Consider the following 21,372-nt stretch of genomic DNA (forward strand, 5'->3'; position numbering starts at 1 on the left):
ACTTTTATTTTTTAGCGACATCTTTTACTTTAATATCGGTTCCAAGTCTTTGCATGTAAGCAATCATAGCTACAATTTCTCTTTCGTTCATTGGAACAAATTCCTCTCCTCTAGCTTCGGCTTTTTTCTTGCTTTCATTATAACTTTTCACAAAGTCAGGATCATTTTTTAAGCTTTCTTCAATTGCAAGAGCTTGTCTTCTTAAATCATCTAAACCACTTTTTATCTCAGTTGCTGTGTAAGGGACACCAAGCGTCACCATAACCTGCATTTTCTTTTGAGTCAAAGAAATATCCATCGGTTTATTGTCAAACAGCCATTTGTAACCTGGCATAATGGAGCCTGCAGATATACTTTGCGGATTCCAAAAGTGGTTAAAATGCCAATTATCATTGTATTTTGCTCCCACTCTTAATAAATCCGGACCGGTACGTTTGGATCCCCAAAGAAATGGATGATCGTAAACAAATTCTCCAGCTTTAGATTGCGGTCCATACCGTTCCACTTCACTACGGAAAGGACGAACAGACTGCGAGTGACACCCTACACAACCTTCCCGAATGTATAAATCACGTCCTTCTAATTCTAATGGAGAATACGGTTTTACACTTGCAATAGTTGGAATATTAGATTTCACCAAAATCGTAGGTACAATTTGGATAACACCCCCGATTAAAATCGCGACAGTTGCTAAAATGGTTAATTGAATGGGTTTTCTTTCTAACCAAGGGTGAAATTTCTCCCCTTTAACTCTTCCCGCACTAATTTTCAATAATTCAGGAGCTTCCGCTAATTCATCTTCAATTTTAGAACCAGCTCTTACCGTTTGAATAATATTATACACCAAAGTAAACATTCCAATTAAATAAAGGGTTCCACCAATGGCTCTCATCCAATACATTGGCATAATTTGAGTTACTGTTTCCAGGAAGTTACCGTAGGTTAAAGTTCCGTCTGGGTTAAATTGTTTCCACATCGATGCTTGTAAAAAACCAGCAACATACATGGGAATTGTATATAAAATGATTCCTAAAGTACCAATCCAAAAGTGAAAATTAGCTAACTTAAGTGAGTACAAATTACTTTTGGTCATTCTGGGTACCAACCAATAAATCATACCGAAAGCCATAAATCCATTCCAAGCCAATGCGCCTACGTGCACGTGAGCAATAATCCAGTCCGTGTAATGTGCAATAGCGTTTACATTTTTAAGCGATAGCATTGGACCTTCAAAAGTTGCCATTCCGTAACCAGTGATTGCTACCACGAAGAATTTTAAAACTGGGTCGACTCTTACTTTGTCCCAAACTCCTCTCAAGGTTAATAATCCGTTTATCATTCCACCCCAAGAGGGTGCAATTAACATAATAGAAAAAGCAACCCCTAAATTTTGTGCCCAGTTAGGCAATGCAGAATATAATAAATGGTGCGGTCCAGCCCAGATGTAAATAAAAATCAACGACCAAAAGTGTACAATAGACAGTCTATAAGAATATACCGGACGATTTGCAGCTTTGGGAATAAAATAATACATCAGTCCTAAGAAAGGCGTGGTTAAGAAAAAAGCAACCGCATTGTGACCATACCACCATTGCACTAAGGCATCTTGAACTCCTGCATACACCGAATAACTTTTCATTCCAGAAACTGGTAATGATAAACTATTAAAAATATGTAAAACTGCCACGGTAACGAATGTTGCCAAGTAGAACCAAATGGCAACATATAAATGGCGCTCTCTACGTTTTAAAATGGTTCCAATCATATTGATCCCAAAAACAACCCAAATTAAAGCAATTGCAATATCTATTGGCCATTCTAATTCAGCATATTCTTTTGAAGAACTATACCCCAATGGCAAGGATATAGCTGCAGCCACAATGATTAATTGCCAGCCCCAGAAATTAAGATTACTCAAAAAATCACTATACATTCTGGCTTTTAACAATCGCTGTAATGAGTAATAAATACCCGCAAACATGGCATTTCCCACAAAGGCAAAAATAACTGCATTCGTGTGCAAAGGTCTCAATCGACCGTAACTCAACCACGAAATACCATCCGTTATATTTGGAAAAAGAAACATAAAGGCCAAGGTAAGCCCCACTATCATTCCTACAACTCCAAAAACAATGGTTGCATAAATGAATTTTTTTACAATTGTGTTATCATAATAAAACTGCTGCATTTTCATAAATTATAAAATTAAATGATTGGAAAATTTAAAGTTTGTGTTGACTATTAAAAAGTCTCCTCACTCTTGCCTTTTGGTTTTTCTGCTTTCGACTGAACGAGTTCATCGTCAAAAAGCATTCTTACTGATGGCGTATAATCATCGTCATATTGACCTGTTTTTACTGCTCGTATAAAAGCAATAAAGAAACCAATGGCTACTAATATACTGATGGTGATTAATAGATAAATGACACTCATACCTTAATTTGTGTTAACAAAGTTACTTTGACGTTTCCGAGTAAAATATGACATTTATCATACTTATTGGTAGCTCCTAATTTTTGATAAAAGCACAATTGAAAAACGGGAATAATTCTATTTCTTATTTGCATAATAATTACTCATTAATGTTACAAAGCTTACTATGGTTACTGTACTCAAAGGCATAATAATTGCCGCAACCAAAGGCAATAAATTTCCAGTAATAGCAAATGATAATCCCACCACATTGTACAATAAGGACAATCCAAAACTTATTTTGATAGTCGTTATGGCATTTTTGGATAATTTCAAAAAATAGTTCAATTTTTGAAACTCATTGGCATCTAAAATAGCATCACAAGCTGGTGAAAAAACATTCACATTTTCAGAAATGGAAATCCCAACATTGCTTTGTGCCAAAGCTCCGGCATCATTTAACCCATCGCCTACCATCATCACGTTTTTACCTTTGTCTTGCAAGTTTCTAATAAATTCTAATTTCTGTTCCGGTTTTTGATTGAAAATTAATTCTGTGCCTTTCGGCAAAAGTTGCTCAAGAATGGTACGTTCGCCTTCATTATCACCGGATAAAACCTTGATTTTATAGGTGTTGCTTAAGTTTTTGAAAAGCGTCTCAAGTCCTTCCCTGTATTGATTATTGAAAATGTATTTCCCATAATAAACATCATTTATCTGTATGTGAACCGAAGTCCTCTCCTCAACCCTCGCCATAGAATAGGGAGACGAAACACAAAATGGAGGTACACAAAATTCTTGTGAACCAATCTTAATTATATTTTCTTCAATTTTTGCTTCAATACCTTTCCCTGTAATCTCTTCAAAACAACTCGTCTTTACTCTTTTCATTTCAGGTAAAAAGTCATACAAAATTCTACTTAATGGGTGGTTTGATCCACGAAGTGTGTTTTTAATTAATCGCAAATTTTCATTCGTAATCTCATTACCCTCGTAAACGATATTCGATTTTTTATTGGTGGTAATGGTTCCTGTTTTGTCAAAAACAATTGTATCTACTTTGGCCAATTGCTCAATAACCAATGCGTTTTTGAGATAGAATTTCTGCTTGCCTACAATTCGTAATACATTTCCAAAAGTGAAAGGCGCCGTCAATGCCAAAGCGCATGGACAGGCAACAATAAGAACAGCCGTAAACACATTGAAAGCAATATTAACGTCTTTAGAAATCCAATATCCAAATCCCACAAAAGCAATTAATAACAGTATTGGAGTAAAATAACGAGAAATTCTGTCTGTAATGGTTTTGTGTTTTTGCTCCACATTTTTCTGGAACACATCATTACTCCATAATTGTGTCAAATAACTTTGAGAAACCGAATGCATGACTTCTATTTCGATAACTTTACCTATTTGTTTACCACCGGCAAAAACTTTGTCTCCGGATTGTTTCGCAATAGGAATCGCTTCTCCGGTGACAAAACTATAATCAATTGCTGCTTTTTCAGAAATTAAAATCCCATCCACGGGAATGAGCTCTTGGTTTCTAATGAGTAGTCTGTCTCCTTTTTCGACTTCGTAAATAGCCACGCTCTCTTCGGATAGATCCGTATTTATTTTGGTGATCGCTATTGGGAAATACGATTTATAATCCCTTTCAAAACTCAAAAAACCATACGTTTTGATTTGGAACATTTTACCCAAAAGCATAAAGAAAATCAACCCAGCTAAGCTGTCAAAAAAACCAGATCCATACTCCATAACAATATCAAACGTACTACGGACAAACATCACAACAATTCCTAACGCAATAGGAATATCGATATTCAGCATTTTAGTTTTGATACTTTTATAAGCTGAAACATAATAACCGCTGGCCGAGTAAAAGAAACTGGGCAAGGCTAAAGCAAAAATCAACCAACGGAAAAAGCCGCGGTAGTGGTCTAACCAATATTCCTTTACTTCAAAGTATTCCGGAAACGAAAGCAACATGATATTTCCAAAACAAAAGAAGGCAACGCCCAATTTATAGGTTAAACTTCTATCTATATTAGTAGTACCTGCTTGATAGTTTTCTAAACTAATGTAGGGATCATAACCAATGGAACCCAACAAATAAGCAATTTCTTTGAAAGAAACCACTTCTGGATTAAAAGTGATTCGGACTCTTTTTTCTGGAAAATTTACCTGAGAAGTGTTTATTCCTTTTTGAAGGCGCTGTAAATTTTCCAAAATCCAAATACACGAGCTACAATGAATATGTGGAATGTTAAGTGAAACAATAGCGGTTGTATTCTCTTGAAATTCCAAAAGTTTTGAAACGATACCTTCATTATCTAAAAAATCATATTTTCCATTACTATCTTGCGGGGTTGCTCCAGGTGATTTTTCAAAATCATAATAACAAGTCAAATCATTAAGACTGAAAATTTCGTAGACGGTTTTACATCCGTTGCAACAAAAATTTTTCGCATCAAAAAAAATTGCTTCTTCTTTTATACCATCTAAACCACAATGAAAACAGTTTTGTGTGTCCATAACTTTACTCATTTTACCTTCAACAAAGTACCTAAACGATTGTTAATTAAAATATGACATTTATCATATTAAAGGGTTAGTTTTGCACTATTAATAAATGACTAACAATATGAGCAAATGCGAACAATGTATCGTCAGAGAATTTAGCTCTTTAAAAGCCCTTACTAAAGAGGAGTTATTAAAACTTTCCAGTTGCAAAACATCACATATCATTAAGAAAGGTGATGTTATATTTGAAGAAGGAGAGAATGTCAATGGTATTTATTGCATCAAAGATGGTATTTGCAAATTGACAAAACTCAGTGCTAATGGTAAAGACCATATAGTAAAACTGGTTACAAAAGGAGAATTATTAGGCCAACGTTCTATGATTAGTGATGAGCCAGTAAACTTAAGTGCAGTAGCTCTGGAAGACATGCAAGTTTGTTTTATTCCCAAGTCAGAAGTCATGGGATATTTTGACAAGAACAACCAGTTTTCGATGAATGTAATGAAAACTATTTGCGGTGATTTAAAAGAAGCCGATGATCACATGGTTACTTTAGCCCAAAAAACGGTCAAAGAAAGACTCGCCGAAACGCTTCTTTATTTACATGATACTTTTGGAAAAAACAAAGACAACTCTTTAAAAATACAACTCTCCAGAGATGAATTAGCCAGCATGATTGGTACTGCTACTGAAAGTTGCATTCGTTTATTATCGGATTTCAATAAATTAGGATTGATTGAATTGAAGGGCAAAAAAATCGTTTTGAAAGACATCAACAGCCTTAAAAAACTAGCGGATTAATTCAACTTGCTTTATTCTTTCTTATTCATCACAAAATAATATACCGGAATTCCCAGCGCTACTATACACAATCCCAACCCAGTATTGAACGTGTCATAGATTAGCAAGGTGAGACAAATGGCTGAGGTCACCATAATATATATAGCCGGAACTACAGGATATCCAAAAGCTTTATAGGGCCTCTCAGCATTGGGTTCTTTTTTTCTAAGGATAAAAACCCCAAAAATGGTCAAAATATAAAACAATAAGGACGCAAAAGTAGCATACGTAAGTAAATCTCCGAATTTTCCCGAAATACAGAGTATACAAGCCCAAATACACTGCACCCATAAGGCTTTGGCTGGTACTTGATTTTTATTCAGCTCGGTTGCTTGTTTAAAAAACAATCCGTCCTTTGCCATTGCAAAAAACAATCTCCCTCCCGAAAGAATCAAACCGCTATTGCACCCAAAAGTAGAAACCATAATTAATCCAGCCATCACAAAAACCCCTACATTTCCCATAATCATGCTAGCTGCGCCCGCTCCTACTCTATCATTACTGGCAAACATGATTCCGTTACCGGCAATATCAGTAGCGTTTGGAGTTCCTTGAAGGGGCAACAAAGCCAAATAAGCAACATTCGCTAAAACATAAATGACAGTAACAATTAAAGTTCCAAGAAACAAGCTTCGGGGAATATTCTTTTTAGGCTCTTTAATTTCACCTGCTATAAAAGTAACATTATTCCAAGCGTCACTAGAAAATAAGGAGTTTATTATCGTTGCTCCAGCAGCTCCCAAAATAGCCATTCCTACTAATTTTGTCACTGTAATCGTTCCGTCAGGATTAACAATCGTTTTACTAGCCGCCCACATGTTTTCAAAATTATTAGCCAAAACATCCGTTTGCAAACCAACGTATAATCCTAAAACTATCAGCGCAAAAAGTGCAATTAATTTAGCTGAAGTAAAGAGCAACTGAACTGTTTTTCCGCTTTCTACACCTTTCGTATTAATGTACGTTAACAAAATTATACTAAAAATAGCCAATACTTTTTGGTAGGAAAAAACAAAACTAGTACCAACCGTAAAAAGTGTATGATCCAAAACAGGAAAGAAGATAGCAGCATAATTAGCAAAAGTAACTGCAATGGCTGCAATAACTCCGGTTTGAATTACAGTGAAAACAGTCCAACCATACAGGAAAGAAACCAATCGCCCATAAGCGCGTTGAATATATACAAATTGCCCGCCCGCATTGGGCATCATTCCAGCCAATTCTCCATAACTCAATGCCGCTGCAACTGTAATTACTCCCGTTACCAACCAAATAACCAATAACCACGCCGCCGAACCAATATCCCTGGCCATAGCTGATGTTACAATGAAAATCCCAGATCCAATCATGGAACCCGCAACTAAACTCGTGGCATCTATTAATCCTAAAGAACGTTTTAACTCAGTTTTATCTTCTGCCATTGGTTAATTTTAATTATTTAATAGAGAACATTACATTCTCTAATTGAATACTACAACTTCTTCACTTCGTCCCAAAAGTAAAGTATTTTTAAATCATAGATTTCCAATTCCTATTTATTTAGGAAGTCGCTTCGCTTCTTCCCAAAATTGAGTTATTTTGAAATCGTAGATTTCCAATTCCTATTTATTTAGGAAGTCGCTTCGCTTCTTCCCAAAATTGAGTTATTTAGAAATCGTAGATTTCCAATTCCTATTTATTTAGGAAGTCGCTTCGCTTCTTCCCAAAATTGAGTTATTTAGAAATCGTAGATTTCCGATTCCTATTTATTTAGGAAGTCGCTTCGCTTCTTCCCAAAATTGAGTTATTTAGAAATCGTAGATTTCCAATTCCTATTTATTTAGGAAGTCGCTTCGCTTCTTCCCAAAACACATCCATTTCAGCTAAAGTCATATCCATTAAGGGTTTTCCTAATTCTCCGGCTTTGCTTTCTAAGTACTGGAAGCGTTTGATGAATTTTTTATTGGTTCGTTCCAATGCATCTTCCGGATTAACATTCAAAAATCGGGCATAATTGATCATCGAAAATAAAACATCTCCAAATTCAGCCTCAATTTTATCCTGATCGCCCGCTTCAACCTCAACTTGCAATTCCTCTAATTCTTCTTGAACTTTATCCCAAACCTGATGGGACTCTTCCCAGTCAAACCCCACTCCTTTTACTTTATCTTGAATTCGGCTTGCTTTAACTAAAGCAGGTAAACTTTTGGGAACCCCTTCCAGAACAGACTTTTTGCCTTCCTTAAGTTTCAGTTTTTCCCAGTTTTGTTTTACTTCTTCCTCGTCTTTTACCACCACATCACCGTAAATATGCGGATGACGGTGAATTAGCTTTTCACAAATTTCGTTGCACACGTCAGCCATGTCAAAATCGTTGGTTTCGCTCCCTATTTTGGCATAAAAAACAATATGCAATAACAAATCTCCTAATTCCTTTTTGACTTCATTTAAATCGTTGTCTAAAATAGCATCCCCTAATTCGTAGGTTTCTTCAATGGTAAGATGACGCAAGGTTTGCATGGTTTGCTTTTTGTCCCAAGGACATTTTTCTCGCAAATCATCCATAATGTCTAATAATCGTTCGAAAGCTTGCAATTGGTGTTGTCTTGAATTCATCAGAAATGGTTTTTGGTAAAAATAAAAAAATCCTGTTCAGAAAAATAGCTGAACAGGATTAAATATTTTTTTAAAGTAGCATTACTCTTTTTTAGCTTTTGCTTTTTTTGCAGGAACTTTCACTTCTGGCGCAGGAGTTTCTTCTGCAACGGCGGCAAGCTCTTCTGTCACTGCATCAGTTGGAGCTTCATCAGTAATTAATCCTTTTGCTTGAAGCATATTGTACCAGTTTAAAACTTTTTTGATATCAGAAGGATACACTCTTTCTTCGTCATAATCTGGTAGAATTTCTTTAAAATAAGCCATCAATGTAGCATTGTCTTCTTTATGAGATATTGCTGCACCTTTATTTTCTTTATCTGCAATTTTTTGAATGATTTCAGCTAACGGTTTTTCACCTTCATAGGTGTAAATTGAAATTTCAGACAATAAACTCACATTGCTTTTCAAGTTCACTGTGATTTTCTTTCCGTCTGCTAATGATTCTGCTACAAAGCCAGTTCTTGTTTGTACTTTCAATACATATAAACCTGGTTTCCCTGAAATGGCTAATATTTTTTCTAAATTCATGTTTTGTGTAATTATTATTAAGAATTTGACTTATTTATTTTTTATTTTAAAACCAAAAATCATACCAAGCAAAGCTGTAAATTTGTTTTATCTTCCCTTTTTGGCAAAAAATTTCATTCTGTAATCTTGGAATGTTTTACCTTCTAAGATGTTTTTTAGTTTCTTTTGAATCAATCGTTTTTTTAATGATGATATTTTGTCTGTGAACAAAATTCCTTCAATGTGGTCGTACTCGTGTTGAATTACTCTGGCTATTAATCCATCAAATACTTCGGTTTTCATCACAAAATCCTCTTCACAATATTCTATTGTTATGGTTGGGTTTCTGTAAACATCCTCTCTAACATCAGGAATACTTAAACACCCTTCGTTAAAACTCCACTCTTCACCTTCTTCTTTTATCATTTTGGCATTGATAAAAGTTTTTTTGAATCCTTTTAACTCCTTTTGTTCCGCATCTTCTAATTCTTCATCATCGCTAAAAGGAGTGGTGTCGATCACAAATAAACGAAGGGCTAATCCTACTTGTGGCGCAGCAAGTCCAACGCCATAGGCATTATACATGGTCTCGTACATATTAGCAATCGTTTCTTTCAAATTTGGATGTTCTGGTGAAAGAACTTCACCTGTTTTTCTTAAAACGGGATCGCCGTATCCTATAATTGGTAAAATCATTCGTCTTATATTAGGTATTGTCTACTGAAATTGAAATAGATTTCCTTTTCATTCAGTTTGCAAAAATAGTAAAAAAATAGACAATGAATAATCTGCCGTTAAATATTAGCTAATATTTACAATTTAAAATAAAAGACCTCTATTTATTCTTTGAATAATTCATACAATTCTTACCTTTGTCACTATACTATAATATGATTTACAAAATCCGAAAATTTACTGATACTACCAATTTTACTAATGCTATAAAAGTTACCATAGCAGCAGTAGTTCCCGTTGTATTGTTTTCGTTTTTTGATAAATTCGAAATGGGTTTTGCAATGGCTCTGGGTGCTTTTTTTACCTATCCCAGTGATATTCCGAGCAGTCTAAAACATAAAATTAATGGTGTTTTAGTTACTGCCTTTTTAGTAGCAGGCATCAATTTAATTGTAAATATTGTCTATCCTTACTCTTGGGTTTTCTATCCGTTTTTAGCCGTATTAATTTTTATGTTATCTATGATTTCTGTGTACGGACAACGCGCCACGATGGTTTCTTTCTCCAGTCTCATTGCACTTTCGCTGGCATTTTCAAGTATCAATACCGGCTGGGTAATGGTGCAGCATTCCAGTTTAATTCTTGCTGGAGGCTTATTTTACCTCTTGATTTCACTTATTTTTCATTACATCAGACCGCATCGTTACATCGAATTACAAATAGCAGAATGCATTAAGCTTACGGCAAAATATTTAAAACTACGCGGTGATTTGTGGACTCTCAATGCCGATAAAAAAGCCATTACTGAAAAACAGTTACACCTTCAGGTGGAACTGAATACCATTCATCAAAACATCCGAGAAGTATTAATCAGCAGTCATATTACGTCAGGTTCTTCCAATCAAAACCGTAAAATGCTTTTGGTGTTTATCTCATTAGTAGAAATTTTGGAGCTGGCTTTATCTACCGCATTCGATCATGATAAATTGCATCATAAATTCGATAATCATCCAAAGGTTTTACTTACCTACCAACGTTTAGCGTACAATTTGGCAGCTAGTTTAAAACAATTATCCAAAAGTGTAAAAAAACAAACGAAGTACATTTCTAAACATACTTTATTCAGTGATCTAAAAGCTTTACAGTTAGCCATTTCAGATTATGAAAATGATTTAGGTAAAATCACTGCCACTGAAGGTGTTTTTATGTTGACAACCATGCTGCAGTATGCTGAAAAGCAAGTCGAAAAAATAACAATTGTCGAACGTGCTTTTACATTAACTTTTAATTCCCAAGACTATAAAGGCATTGATACCGATTTAGAAAAATTCCTGACCCCACAGTATTATCCGTTAAGTACTTTGACAGAAAACCTCAGTTTATCCTCAACTATTTTCAGACATTCCTTGCGATTAACGATAACTTTGATGATTGGACTGATTATTGGAAACTTACTGCCGTTCCACAACGTTTACTGGATTTTACTGACTATAATTGTAATTATGAGACCTGGTTATGGCTTGACAAAAGAGCGTTCATTTGATCGGATAATTGGGACTTTTATAGGTGGATTTATTGCTTTTGGAATTCTTTACTATGTAAAAGACAACATCATTATCAGTGTTTTTTCTATTCTTTGTATGCTTTTGGGTTTTTTCTTCACACAAATCAACTACAAAGTAAGCGCTACTTTTGTAACCATGTATGTCGTTTTTATTTATGGAATCATAACGCCTAATATTGGTGATTTAGTACAATATCGCATACTGGATACCTTAGTCGGGGCTGTTTTAACATTTATGGCAAATCACTTTTTATGGCCTTCGTGGGAATTTTTAAATATTCCTATCTATTTAGAAAAATCGATTAAAGCAAATCAAGATTATCTAAAAGAAATTTCTGTTTTTTATAATAAAAAAGGAAGTATTTCTACTTCATACCGTTTAGCAAGAAAAAATGCTTTTATTGAAATTGGGAACTTAATGGCCTCTTTTCAAAGAATGGTTCAAGAGCCTAAATCAAAACAAAAACAAGTCCCACAAGTATATAAACTAACAGTCTTAAATCATTCTTTATTGTCTTCGCTGGCTTCGTTAGGAACTTATATACAATCACATAAAACTACTACTGCTTCTGAGTCATTTAATGTAGTGGTGAACGCAGCAATTCAAAATTTAGATAATGCTATTGCGCTATTGAAAGAAAATAATTTAGAACTAGAAGAAAATCTTCCCAAAGAAGATTTAGCGATTCGCTTTACAGATTTAAAAAACATTCGAGAAAAAGAATTAAAAGAAGGAATTCCAATCGATGAAGAAGCGTTTCAAATGAAAATGCAAGAAGCACAGTTAGTGATTGAGCAGTTAATCTGGCTTACTAATTTATCCGAAAACATTGTAAAAACAACTAAAGTTTTAAAAAACATTAAAGGAAAGGCGCAAAAATAAATACAATCTAAAATGTAGCGCCTTTTATTTATAAATTTCTAATTATTCAGCTTCAAAACGGCAGCCGTTTCTTTTCTAATTTCTGCTAACAAGTCAGGATTGTTGTTTAATTCTTGACCAAAAGAAGGAATCATCGTTTTAAATTTATTTTGCCATTCTGGTGTTTCAAATTGTTCTTTAAAACACCTTTCGATCAATTCAACCATAATAGAAACAGCTGTAGATGCGCCTGGTGAAGCACCAAGCAAAACAGACAAAGTACCATCATCAGTGGTAATCACTTCAGTACCAAACTCCAGAATCCCACCTTCTTTCTCGTCCTTCTTGATCACTTGTACGCGTTGTCCTGCGCGCTCTAAAACCCAGTCTTTTGATCGTGCACTAGGCACATATTCTCTCAACGCATTAATTCTGTCTTTTGGTGATTGACGCACTTGCTCTATTAGATATTTGGTCAACGGAATATTCTTAATTCCCGCAGCAAGCATAGGAATAATATTGTCTGGTTTTATAGACAACGGCAAATCCGAATACGAACCATTTTTTAAAAACCGAGTTGAAAATCCAGCAAAAGGGCCAAAAAGCAATGCTTTTTCACCATTTATCATGCGGGAATCAATATGGGGTACTGACATTGGTGGTGCGCCAACACTAGCTTTCCCGTATACTTTTGCTTGATGTTTTGCGATCACTTCAGGATTGATACATTTAAGCCACTGCCCGCTTACCGGAAAACCGCCATAGCCTTTTCCTTCGGGAACATTGGCTTTTTCTAATAATGGTAAAGAACCACCACCAGCACCAATAAAAACAAATTTAGTGTAGGCTTTTGTAGTTAGGCCTGTACCCAAATCAGTGATTTTTATTCTCCAAGATTTATCTTCCCTTTGTTTTAATTTTTGTACTTCATGATTAAAGTGAATGGTAACCCCTTCTAGCGTTGTTAAATAACCAAAAATACTTCTGGTTAATTCCCCAAAATTTACATCGGTACCAATTGCCATTGTGGTAGCAGCCACTTTGTCAGAATCCTTCCTGCCTTCCATAACCAAAGGCATTAACTGCATCAACTCAGAAAAATCAGTACTAAATATCATATCTTTAAAGAGAGGATTAGACCGTAAGGACTCATATCTTTTTTTAAGATATTCTACATTTTTATCCCCCCAAACAAAACTCATGTGTGGAATACTTTTTATAAATTTTTCAGGAGAAGGAACTTTATTCTCTTGGACTAAATAAGCCCAAAATTGACGCGAAACTTCAAAAGATTCCGCAATGCTAATTGCTTTTTTAGCACTAATACTTCCATCTTCACTTTCGGGAGTATAATTGAGCTCACAAAAGGCAGAATGTCCTGTACCAGCATTATTCCATGCATCAGAACTTTCGGCTGCGGCAATATCTAATCGCTCATAAATTTCAATCTTTATATCGGGCTGCAATTCTTTTAAGAGTAAGCCCAGAGTGGCGCTCATAATTCCAGCTCCTATAAGAACTACTTCACTATTTGTACGTATGGTTGTGTCGGGCATAACTATATTTTAAAGTGCAAAGATAAATTATATAATTGCAAAAAAAAGCATAAATTTTGTCTGAAAAGTTACATTTATCAAAACGTTTTATTGACAAAACACTGATTCAATAGTAATTTTAAAATCGCTTTTGAGTCAAATAGTCCTGAAGCATTATAGTAGCCGATATCTCGTCAATCAAAGCCTTGTTTTGACGTTTTTTCTTACTCATACCGCTATCAATCATGGTTTGGAATGCCATTTTGGAAGTAAACCGCTCATCAACCCGAATGACTTTCATCTCTGGAAAATGATTGGTAAAATGTGTTACAAAACCTTTTATAATAGAGGCGCTCTCTGAAGGCTCGCCATTCATCTGTTTAGGCTCGCCAATCAGCACGGCTTCTACCTTTTCTCTGGCGAAGTACTCCTTCAAAAAAGTTATTGCTGTTGCAGATGGAATGGTTGTCAATCCCGAAGCAATAATTTGCATTTCATCAGTGACGGCAATTCCAGTTCGTTTTTGTCCATAATCGATGGAGAGAATTCTTGGCATTTATTTATTTTTTTCAAATATAACTATTTTATTTTTTCAATACTTTAGTAGTAGTGGAAATATCACTTTCGTATTGTTTTGTTACCAAAAACTTTTTAATCCTTTATGAATCAACTCAGAAATATTTTTATTGTTTTTTGAATTACAGTATTGTTTCGCCGACCCTGTTTTCCATACTCCCAATTAGCCATTCAAAAGTCTATGTAAAATGATCTTAGAATTAGGAGAAAAATCATGCGGTACTTACCATTTTCAGTGGATACAATACGCATCACTGATTTATTTTTGATAGTTGAAACCAAATTTGAATCCATATCATAAGCACCCCAAGACTGGTATTTAAAGTATTGTCTCTTTCAGCAGTAAAATTATTTTCGATTGCCTACTGCTTTTTCGTTAGTTCTCTAATTTAAAAACATATAACATAAAACAAGTTAAATATGTAACATTTTCGACTGAATTTGCCTTTTTGCTTTTGGTTAAAAATCCTATCTTTGCCAAAAATAAATTAAAAATGAATCCATTACAAACTATTATAGAACAAGCTTGGGAAAACCGTGCATTGTTACAGGAAAAAAACACAACTGATGCTATCAGAGAAGTTATCGAATTATTAGATACCGGAAAATTACGTGTTGCCGAGCCAGTTGGTGAAGGATGGCAAGTAAACGAATGGGTTAAGAAAGCAGTAGTGATGTATTTTCCAATTCAAAAAATGGAAACGTTACATTCTGGTATTTTTGAATACCATGACAAAATGTTGTTAAAAAAAGACTTTGCCGAAAAAGGAATTCGTGTAGTTCCTAATGCAGTAGCACGTTACGGTGCTTACATTTCAAGTGGTGTTATCTTGATGCCAAGTTATGTAAACATTGGTGCTTATGTTGACGAAGGCACTATGGTGGACACTTGGGCAACAGTAGGAAGTTGTGCGCAAATTGGTAAAAACGTACATTTAAGTGGTGGTGTAGGAATTGGTGGTGTTCTTGAACCTTTGCAAGCGGCTCCGGTAATCATTGAAGATGGTGCCTTTATTGGTTCTCGTTGTATTGTTGTTGAGGGCGTTCACGTTGGAAAAGAAGCAGTATTAGGTGCTAATGTATGTTTGACTGCCTCTACAAAAATAATTGATGTAACCGGTGAAACTCCAGTTGAAATGAAAGGATATGTTCCTGCTCGTTCCGTTGTAATACCTGGAAGTTATACTAAAAAATTCGCTGCTGGTGAATTTCAAGTACCTTGTGCTTTGATTATTGGAACTCGTAAACCTTCAACTGATTTGAAAACATCATTGAACAATGCGTTACGTGAATATGACGTAGCGGTATAATCCGTTTTCGTTTAAAAATTTTATAAAAAACCTATTGGATATTTCAATAATTATCGTCAATTACCGAGGTTGGAAAGCCTTGGACGAATGCTTAGAATCTATTGAGGCAATTATTTCAAGAGCATTCACATTCGAAGTAATCATTGTTGACAATTTTTCTAATGACGGGCAATTTCCTGTTTTTAAACAAAAATATTCCAAGTTTACATTTATAGAAAATACTGGTAATAATGGTTTCTCAAATGGTTGTAACTTTGGTGCAAGCATTACTTCGGGAAACCATTTCCTTTTTTTAAATCCAGATACAAAACTTACCCTTGAAGCCCTTCAAACACTTTTAGAAACAGCTGTTTCACATCCTGAAATTGGAATTTTGTCTTGTTTGCAAATAAATGAAAATGATGTTTTTTACAAACAAAATAATTTATTTCCGGCTTTTGGACACTTTTTCGGAATCTCAAGATCTCTTTTTAGAAAGCTAAATAAAGCAAAACTGGAGAAACGCTTCAACAACACTGCTGATTTGTTTTACCCCGATTGGGTTACCGGAGCGGTCATTTTTATAAGCAGGGGTTGGTTTAACAAAATTAAAGGCTGGGACGAAGATTATTGGTTGTATTTTGAGGATGTTGCTCTTTGTAAAAAGATATCAGAGAATAAAGGAAAAGTTGCCGTTACCCGAAAAGCAACTATATTTCATCAACATGGGGGTGCATCCCGATTAAATGTCAAGACTAAAGCACTTACAAAAACGGAAGTGATTATTTCTAAACACGTCTATATCAGCAATCAATTTTCAATAGGAAAACAATTCTATTTGAATACTGTATTGATTTTAGGAGTATTCAGTGAGAAACTATTTTTAACGCTTTTAAGCTTGTTTTTATTTTTTATTCCAAAATTGAAAGTGAATCGGTTGATGCTTAAAAATTTATCGGTTTATTATTTAAATGCCCTACGAAAACAAACCTGGATTAGTCCTCGTGCAATGAATTACTTGAAAACCAAAGCATAATTTTTTCAAATTTACTTCGAATGAAAATACTTGTAATTCAACAAAAAATGATTGGAGATGTTTTAGTAAGCTCCATATTGTGCGACAATTTACGCAAATCCTATCCCAAAGCGCAAATTGATTATATGGTTTACGAATCTACCATTGCAGTTTTACAAGGAAATACCAGTTTTGACAACCTAATTCTTTTCAAGGAAAAGCATCAAAAAAGCAAATGGCACTATTTTAAATTATTGAAGTCCATTCGAGCTGAAAAATACGATATTGTTATTGATGCGTATTCTAAATTAGAAAGCTGGCTAGTCGTATTATTTTCGGGTGCCAAACAAAAAATATCGTATTGGAAAAAAGGGAGAGAGTTTCTTTACACGGATACTGTCATTAGAAAAAAAACGACCCATACGAATTTAGGTCTAATAATCGAACAACGATTAGCATTGCTAAACCCTTTGCATCTGGATATTGAATTAGAAACATTTCCCAAGATTTATGTTACAAAAGAAGAGAATGATTTTGCGGCTTCTCTTTTTGACTCTCATGGTATAGACCAGTCTAAAAAAACAATTATGATCAGTCTCATGGGGAGCAGTTCTGATAAAACCTATCCACTGGAATACATGTCTCAATTAGTCGATTTCATTGCAGATAAGGATGATGTGAATATTCTTTTTAATTATTTTCCAAAGCAAATTGAAGATGCAAAAACGATCTACAATAAATGTAAAGAAAGCACCAAACAGAAGATTTATTTCTCTCTTTTAGGGAAAAATATCCGAGAATTTATTGCTATAATGAATCATTGTGATATGATAATTGGCAACGATGGCGGGGCAATAAATATGGCAAAAGCATTAGAAAAACCCTCTTTTATTGTTTTTTCCCCTTGGATTGACAAAAAAGGTTGGGCCACATTTGAAGATGGAATTAATCATGTTTCGCTGCATTTACAAGAGTTTAGACCTGATTTATTTGAAGGCAAAACGGCTAAAATCATTAAAAAGGAAACCATTGTATTTTACAAAGAGTTTACTCCCGAGTTGATTTTTCCTTCTTTGCATACTTTCTTGGAAACACATTTAGAATAATGCTCTATTTTTGTAAAACATTCAAAAATTAATGAAATTCAATCACAATACTAACATTTCAGTTTTAATAATTACATTAAACGAGGAGAGTCAAATGAAAGCGCTTTTGGCTGATTTGGATTTTGCTGACGAAATTATTGTTGTAGATTCATTCAGCACAGATGGAACTGAGGGTATTTGTAAAGCATTCGATAACGTAAAATTCATTCAAAATAAGTTTGAAAATTATTCTTTACAAAGAAATTTTGCAATTGCTCAAGCAAAAAATGACTGGATTTTGTTTCTCGATGCCGATGAAAGATTGACTACTGAATTAAAAAAGGAAATTGTAGATACTGTACATAATAATGCGAACTACGCCGCTTTTCTATTTCGAAGAACTTTTATGTTTAAAAATAAAGTTTTGCATTTCAGCGGAAATCAAAATGATAAAATATACCGCCTTTTTCATAAAAAACATGCGGAATACACTACCGATAAACTCGTACATGAAAAATTAATAGTAAATGGAAACATAAGTGTTTTAAAAAATAGACTCATTCATTATTCGTATATGAATTACCAAGCATATCATTCAAAAACAATTCGTTACGGAAAACTTAAAGCTCAAGAGATGTTCATGAAGAAACAAAATTCTTCTTTTTTACTACATCTTTTACATCCAATTTATAATTTTTTATTTAATTTTATTGTTCGATTAGGCTTTTTAGACGGAGAAAAGGGGGTGATTATTTGTTATTTAAATGCTTATTCGATTCACATTCGCTATCAAGAATTAGGACAACTTTGGAAAAGAAAACTACAGTTACCTCCAAAATAATAATTTCTTTTTACGAGCAATTTTTCTATGAAATTTTGACTGAAAATCATTGGTATAAAAACACATTTTATTGAATATCTCATCGTATTTCTTATCGTACAATTTTGCATACTCATCACTCATTATAGCTAACATTTCAATTTTTGGCGTAAGCCGATGAAAATTTTTCATACGACAATCAAAATCCATTACATGATGAAAATTCATTCGGTTTAAATCTACCAAATAGAAATTATATTTACCTTCCAATCGCTTTTGTATCAATGTATTTCCTGGAGAATGATCTAAAAACTCAATTCCTTTTTGATGTAAATCAAATGTAAATTGGGTAAACTGACGCAAGATATTCTCATGGTCTGGGTAGTCCGGATTTTGTACTAGTTCTCTAAAAGTCAATTCGGCCGGAAGGTGTTCACTAATGTAAAAACTATTTTCCAGTCCTAAAACTTTAAAATTTTCAGCATAAGCAATGGGTTGAGGCGTTCCTATACCTTTTGTTATTAATGTATTTGCATACTCGAAAGAACGTCTGGCTTTAGATTTTCTGAAATATTTATAGGCTACTTGATTAATAAGATTAGGCATTTTAAACGATTTGATATTAATGGTTTTACTTTCTAAATCGAAGAGTTTTATCTTATTTCTTTGACCATCACCAAATAATATTCCATCCGTATCAAAATTATTGATACAGCTGCTGATTTGGTTCTCAATAGATTTAAAAGAAGGGGCAAAAATATATTTCATAAAAGGGACAATAGAATGACAAAAGTAAGTATTGAATTCAAGACTTAAAATATTTAATGTAATTTTACCTAAAATTATGCCTAAATCATGCTGTATTGTTACATAAATGAGAAAGTAAAGGAAGATTGAATTAAATAAATGTTAGAATTACGAACGAACTTTCTAATAAAAACCAAAAATTAGTAAACAAATTTAAACAATAAAATCAATACATGACCATTCTACATATATCTGCAGTAAAAAGTTGGGGCGGTGGCGAAAACCATATTGAAACCTTATGTTATGAATTGAAACAATCCAATCCTGAAATAAAAAATATTGTCTTATGTGTTGAAAACACTCTTTTTCACGAACGTTTAAATAAAACCCAAATCGAATTTCAAACTGCACCTTTAGCTTATAATATAGATCTCCGCTTTTCATTGAAAATCATTAATTTATGTAAAACTAAAAAAGTTGATATTATTCACATTCATGATCCGTCTGCAATTGCGTTGACTATTATTGCGGATAAATTCGCTAATTTACCTCCTTTTCTTTTTAGTAAGAAAACGTCATTCCCAATAAAAAATAAAAAACTTACACTTTATAAATACAACTATTCTAAAATAAAAAAATATTTATGTGTTTCAGACGAGACCAGAAGAATTACTTTACAGTCAATTAAAGATCGAGATAAGGTAATTACAGTTTACCAAGGCACGTCTGTTACCAATAAAAGCACTGCGACAGATTTTTTATTACGCGAGAAATTTGCTATTGATGCCTCTAAAAAAATAGTAGGAACAATAGGAAATCACATTAGGGCTAAAAATCTTGAGACACTTATAGAAACAGTTAATATAATTGTGAATGTAAAAAAAAGAACAGATATAATATTTGTGCAAATTGGCTCTTTTACGGAGCGCACGGAAGATTTATTAACAAAAATTAAAGAATTAAAATTGGAAAACTACATCCATTTTTTAGGATATGTACCAAGTGCTTCTAACTTCATCCCACAATTTGATGCATTATTAATGACCTCACAAAGCGAAGGCATACCCGAAGTAATATTTGAAAGTTTTTATCATAAAAAACCTGTAATAAGTACTAATGTAGGAGGAATTCCTGAAATTATACAAGAAGGCATTAACGGTCTTTTAACTCCAAAAGAAGATTTTGAGATGCTATCAGAAAAAATAATTTATTTGTTTAACAATAAAGAGCTTGAGAGAAAATTTGTAACCCTTTCCTACGAAAAATTAATTTCAAGTTATACAGCTTCAGTAATGGCTCAAAAAACTTTAAAAGAATATCAAGCTATTTTAAATGGGAATTAGCCCAAAATACATCAAGGTTCACTATGCTATTAAAACCGACATAACCCTCTATACAACTAATATTTAAGTAATTGATTTAATGCTACGAATTATGAGAATCTGGATTTCATGAAATTTCTACTATCTAAAATAATTTTGTGCGTCCAAAAATAATTTTCTTTTTAAAATCTTTCATCGAATCTCTACCTCTAATATCGATACGTTGAACTTCATACCTGTTTATTAAAGGAAAAATATTGATTCTGTTTCCTATTCTTAGGGCATATTTAATGCCTGCGTTTTTTAATACATCAAAAAACAGTTTTTGATTGACTCCTTTTTTCCTATAATATCCACCGTAAGTATATGCCAAAGCAGGAAAAACATTTAAATTTTCCCTTGTTATTATTTCTTTACACTGCTCAAGATCTTTTTCAATTTCATCCAAAGTCAAATCAGCGTAATTATCATGTTTAAATGTATGATACCCCAACTCAATGTGAGTCCCAATTTCTAATAATTGTTGTTTATTCATCAACTTCATATTCTCATTGACATACTGACCGTTCCAGTCTACATCTTGCCCTATTCTACCCAAAACCATAAAGCAAACTGCTTTAAAATTGTAGTGTTTTAATAAAGGAAATAAAACTGTATAATTATCTAAAAAACCATCGTCAAATGTAAGGATAACGGTTTTTGGAGCTAAATTCTGTTTTTTATTTTGTAGGTCATCAAGATCTGACATCCAAAGTGTCGTGTAATTATTATTTTTTAAATACTCAAATTGTTCTATTATTTTCTCTTTACTAATGGTAATCTGGTCCTCAAAACCATTTGTAGAGATAGAATGATATTCTAAAATTCTAACTTTTTTTGAAGGAGAATAAAACAATTTAAATTGAGAATTTATAAAAATTAAAAAAATAAATAAAAACAGACATAATATGGAAATCATA

The 21,372-nt window shown here is 33.6% G+C and carries 18 protein-coding genes; 7 read left to right on the top strand and 11 right to left on the bottom strand.

The window, feature by feature from the left end:
* Window positions 1-4: 4 nt before the first annotated feature.
* The 3 genes from ccoN to ACNQF9_RS10045 form a co-directional block, all read right to left on the bottom strand.
* Window positions 5-2,194 (bottom strand): cytochrome-c oxidase, cbb3-type subunit I, encoded by a 2,190-nt coding sequence (gene ccoN / locus ACNQF9_RS10035; protein ID WP_417990175.1) that lies wholly within the window; start codon window positions 2,192-2,194, stop codon window positions 5-7.
* Window positions 2,195-2,241: 47 nt separating this feature from the next.
* Window positions 2,242-2,433, bottom strand: coding sequence for a cbb3-type cytochrome oxidase assembly protein CcoS (gene ccoS, locus ACNQF9_RS10040; RefSeq protein WP_417959565.1), 192 nt, complete (start codon window positions 2,431-2,433; stop codon window positions 2,242-2,244).
* Between the two features lie 117 nt (window positions 2,434-2,550).
* Window positions 2,551-4,950: a heavy metal translocating P-type ATPase gene (locus ACNQF9_RS10045; RefSeq protein WP_417990176.1), complete on the bottom strand. Its 2,400-nt coding sequence runs from the start codon at window positions 4,948-4,950 to the stop codon at window positions 2,551-2,553.
* Between the two features lie 109 nt (window positions 4,951-5,059).
* Between ACNQF9_RS10045 and ACNQF9_RS10050 the strand changes: the two genes are divergently transcribed.
* Window positions 5,060-5,740, top strand: a complete 681-nt coding sequence (locus tag ACNQF9_RS10050; RefSeq protein WP_417959562.1) for a Crp/Fnr family transcriptional regulator — start codon at window positions 5,060-5,062, stop codon at window positions 5,738-5,740.
* Window positions 5,741-5,751: 11 nt separating this feature from the next.
* On the opposite strand, the gene ACNQF9_RS10055 is transcribed toward ACNQF9_RS10050, so the two are convergent.
* From ACNQF9_RS10055 to def, 4 genes are all read right to left on the bottom strand, one after another.
* On the bottom strand, window positions 5,752-7,200 hold the full coding sequence (locus tag ACNQF9_RS10055) for an APC family permease (protein ID WP_417959561.1): 1,449 nt from the start codon (window positions 7,198-7,200) through the stop codon (window positions 5,752-5,754).
* Window positions 7,201-7,594: 394 nt separating this feature from the next.
* Entirely contained in the window at window positions 7,595-8,374 is a 780-nt protein-coding gene (mazG, locus tag ACNQF9_RS10060; RefSeq protein ID WP_417959560.1) for a nucleoside triphosphate pyrophosphohydrolase, read from the bottom strand.
* 81 nt (window positions 8,375-8,455) lie between these two features.
* On the bottom strand, window positions 8,456-8,944 hold the full coding sequence (locus tag ACNQF9_RS10065) for a DUF5606 family protein (protein ID WP_417959559.1): 489 nt from the start codon (window positions 8,942-8,944) through the stop codon (window positions 8,456-8,458).
* Between the two features lie 87 nt (window positions 8,945-9,031).
* Window positions 9,032-9,619, bottom strand: a complete 588-nt coding sequence (gene def, locus ACNQF9_RS10070) for a peptide deformylase (RefSeq protein ID WP_113634291.1) — start codon at window positions 9,617-9,619, stop codon at window positions 9,032-9,034.
* A 194-nt stretch (window positions 9,620-9,813) separates the two neighbouring features.
* Between def and ACNQF9_RS10075 the strand changes: the two genes are divergently transcribed.
* Complete coding sequence (locus tag ACNQF9_RS10075; RefSeq protein ID WP_417990177.1) at window positions 9,814-12,045, top strand: FUSC family protein; 2,232 nt, start codon at window positions 9,814-9,816, stop codon at window positions 12,043-12,045.
* Window positions 12,046-12,083: 38 nt separating this feature from the next.
* Here the strand turns inward: ACNQF9_RS10075 and ACNQF9_RS10080 are convergent, their stop codons facing one another.
* Together ACNQF9_RS10080 and ruvX are read right to left on the bottom strand one after the other, a co-directional pair.
* On the bottom strand, window positions 12,084-13,580 hold the full coding sequence (locus ACNQF9_RS10080) for a malate:quinone oxidoreductase (protein ID WP_417990178.1): 1,497 nt from the start codon (window positions 13,578-13,580) through the stop codon (window positions 12,084-12,086).
* Between the two features lie 118 nt (window positions 13,581-13,698).
* On the bottom strand, window positions 13,699-14,115 hold the full coding sequence (ruvX, locus tag ACNQF9_RS10085) for a Holliday junction resolvase RuvX (RefSeq protein ID WP_417959555.1): 417 nt from the start codon (window positions 14,113-14,115) through the stop codon (window positions 13,699-13,701).
* Between the two features lie 514 nt (window positions 14,116-14,629).
* On the opposite strand from ruvX, the gene ACNQF9_RS10090 reads away from it, so the two are divergent.
* Genes ACNQF9_RS10090 through ACNQF9_RS10105 form a run of 4 tightly spaced genes read left to right on the top strand, consistent with a single transcriptional unit; the run spans window position 14,630 to window position 18,365 of the window.
* Window positions 14,630-15,445 (top strand): 2,3,4,5-tetrahydropyridine-2,6-dicarboxylate N-succinyltransferase, encoded by an 816-nt coding sequence (locus tag ACNQF9_RS10090; protein ID WP_417959553.1) that lies wholly within the window; start codon window positions 14,630-14,632, stop codon window positions 15,443-15,445.
* Between the two features lie 34 nt (window positions 15,446-15,479).
* Window positions 15,480-16,460 (top strand): glycosyltransferase family 2 protein, encoded by a 981-nt coding sequence (locus ACNQF9_RS10095; RefSeq protein ID WP_417959552.1) that lies wholly within the window; start codon window positions 15,480-15,482, stop codon window positions 16,458-16,460.
* Between the two features lie 20 nt (window positions 16,461-16,480).
* Window positions 16,481-17,545 (top strand): glycosyltransferase family 9 protein, encoded by a 1,065-nt coding sequence (locus ACNQF9_RS10100; RefSeq protein WP_417959551.1) that lies wholly within the window; start codon window positions 16,481-16,483, stop codon window positions 17,543-17,545.
* Between the two features lie 31 nt (window positions 17,546-17,576).
* On the top strand, window positions 17,577-18,365 hold the full coding sequence (locus ACNQF9_RS10105; protein ID WP_417959550.1) for a glycosyltransferase family 2 protein: 789 nt from the start codon (window positions 17,577-17,579) through the stop codon (window positions 18,363-18,365).
* Here ACNQF9_RS10105 and ACNQF9_RS10110 read toward each other — a convergent pair.
* The gene (locus tag ACNQF9_RS10110) at window positions 18,351-19,112 is read right to left on the bottom strand and encodes a lipopolysaccharide kinase InaA family protein (RefSeq protein WP_417959549.1); all 762 of its coding nucleotides are present in this window, start codon (window positions 19,110-19,112) and stop codon (window positions 18,351-18,353) included. The two genes, ACNQF9_RS10105 and ACNQF9_RS10110, sit on opposite strands and share 15 nt — an antisense overlap.
* A 212-nt stretch (window positions 19,113-19,324) precedes the next feature.
* Here ACNQF9_RS10110 and ACNQF9_RS10115 point away from each other — a divergent pair, with 212 nt between their 5' ends.
* Complete coding sequence (locus ACNQF9_RS10115) at window positions 19,325-20,434, top strand: glycosyltransferase family 4 protein (RefSeq protein ID WP_417959547.1); 1,110 nt, start codon at window positions 19,325-19,327, stop codon at window positions 20,432-20,434.
* A 124-nt stretch (window positions 20,435-20,558) separates the two neighbouring features.
* Here the strand turns inward: ACNQF9_RS10115 and ACNQF9_RS10120 are convergent, their stop codons facing one another.
* Entirely contained in the window at window positions 20,559-21,371 is an 813-nt protein-coding gene (locus ACNQF9_RS10120) for a polysaccharide deacetylase family protein (RefSeq protein WP_417959546.1), read from the bottom strand.
* Between the last annotated feature and the right edge of the window lies 1 nt (window position 21,372).

Source organism: Flavobacterium amylolyticum, assembly GCF_048284335.1.
Lineage (GTDB): Bacteria > Bacteroidota > Bacteroidia > Flavobacteriales > Flavobacteriaceae > Flavobacterium.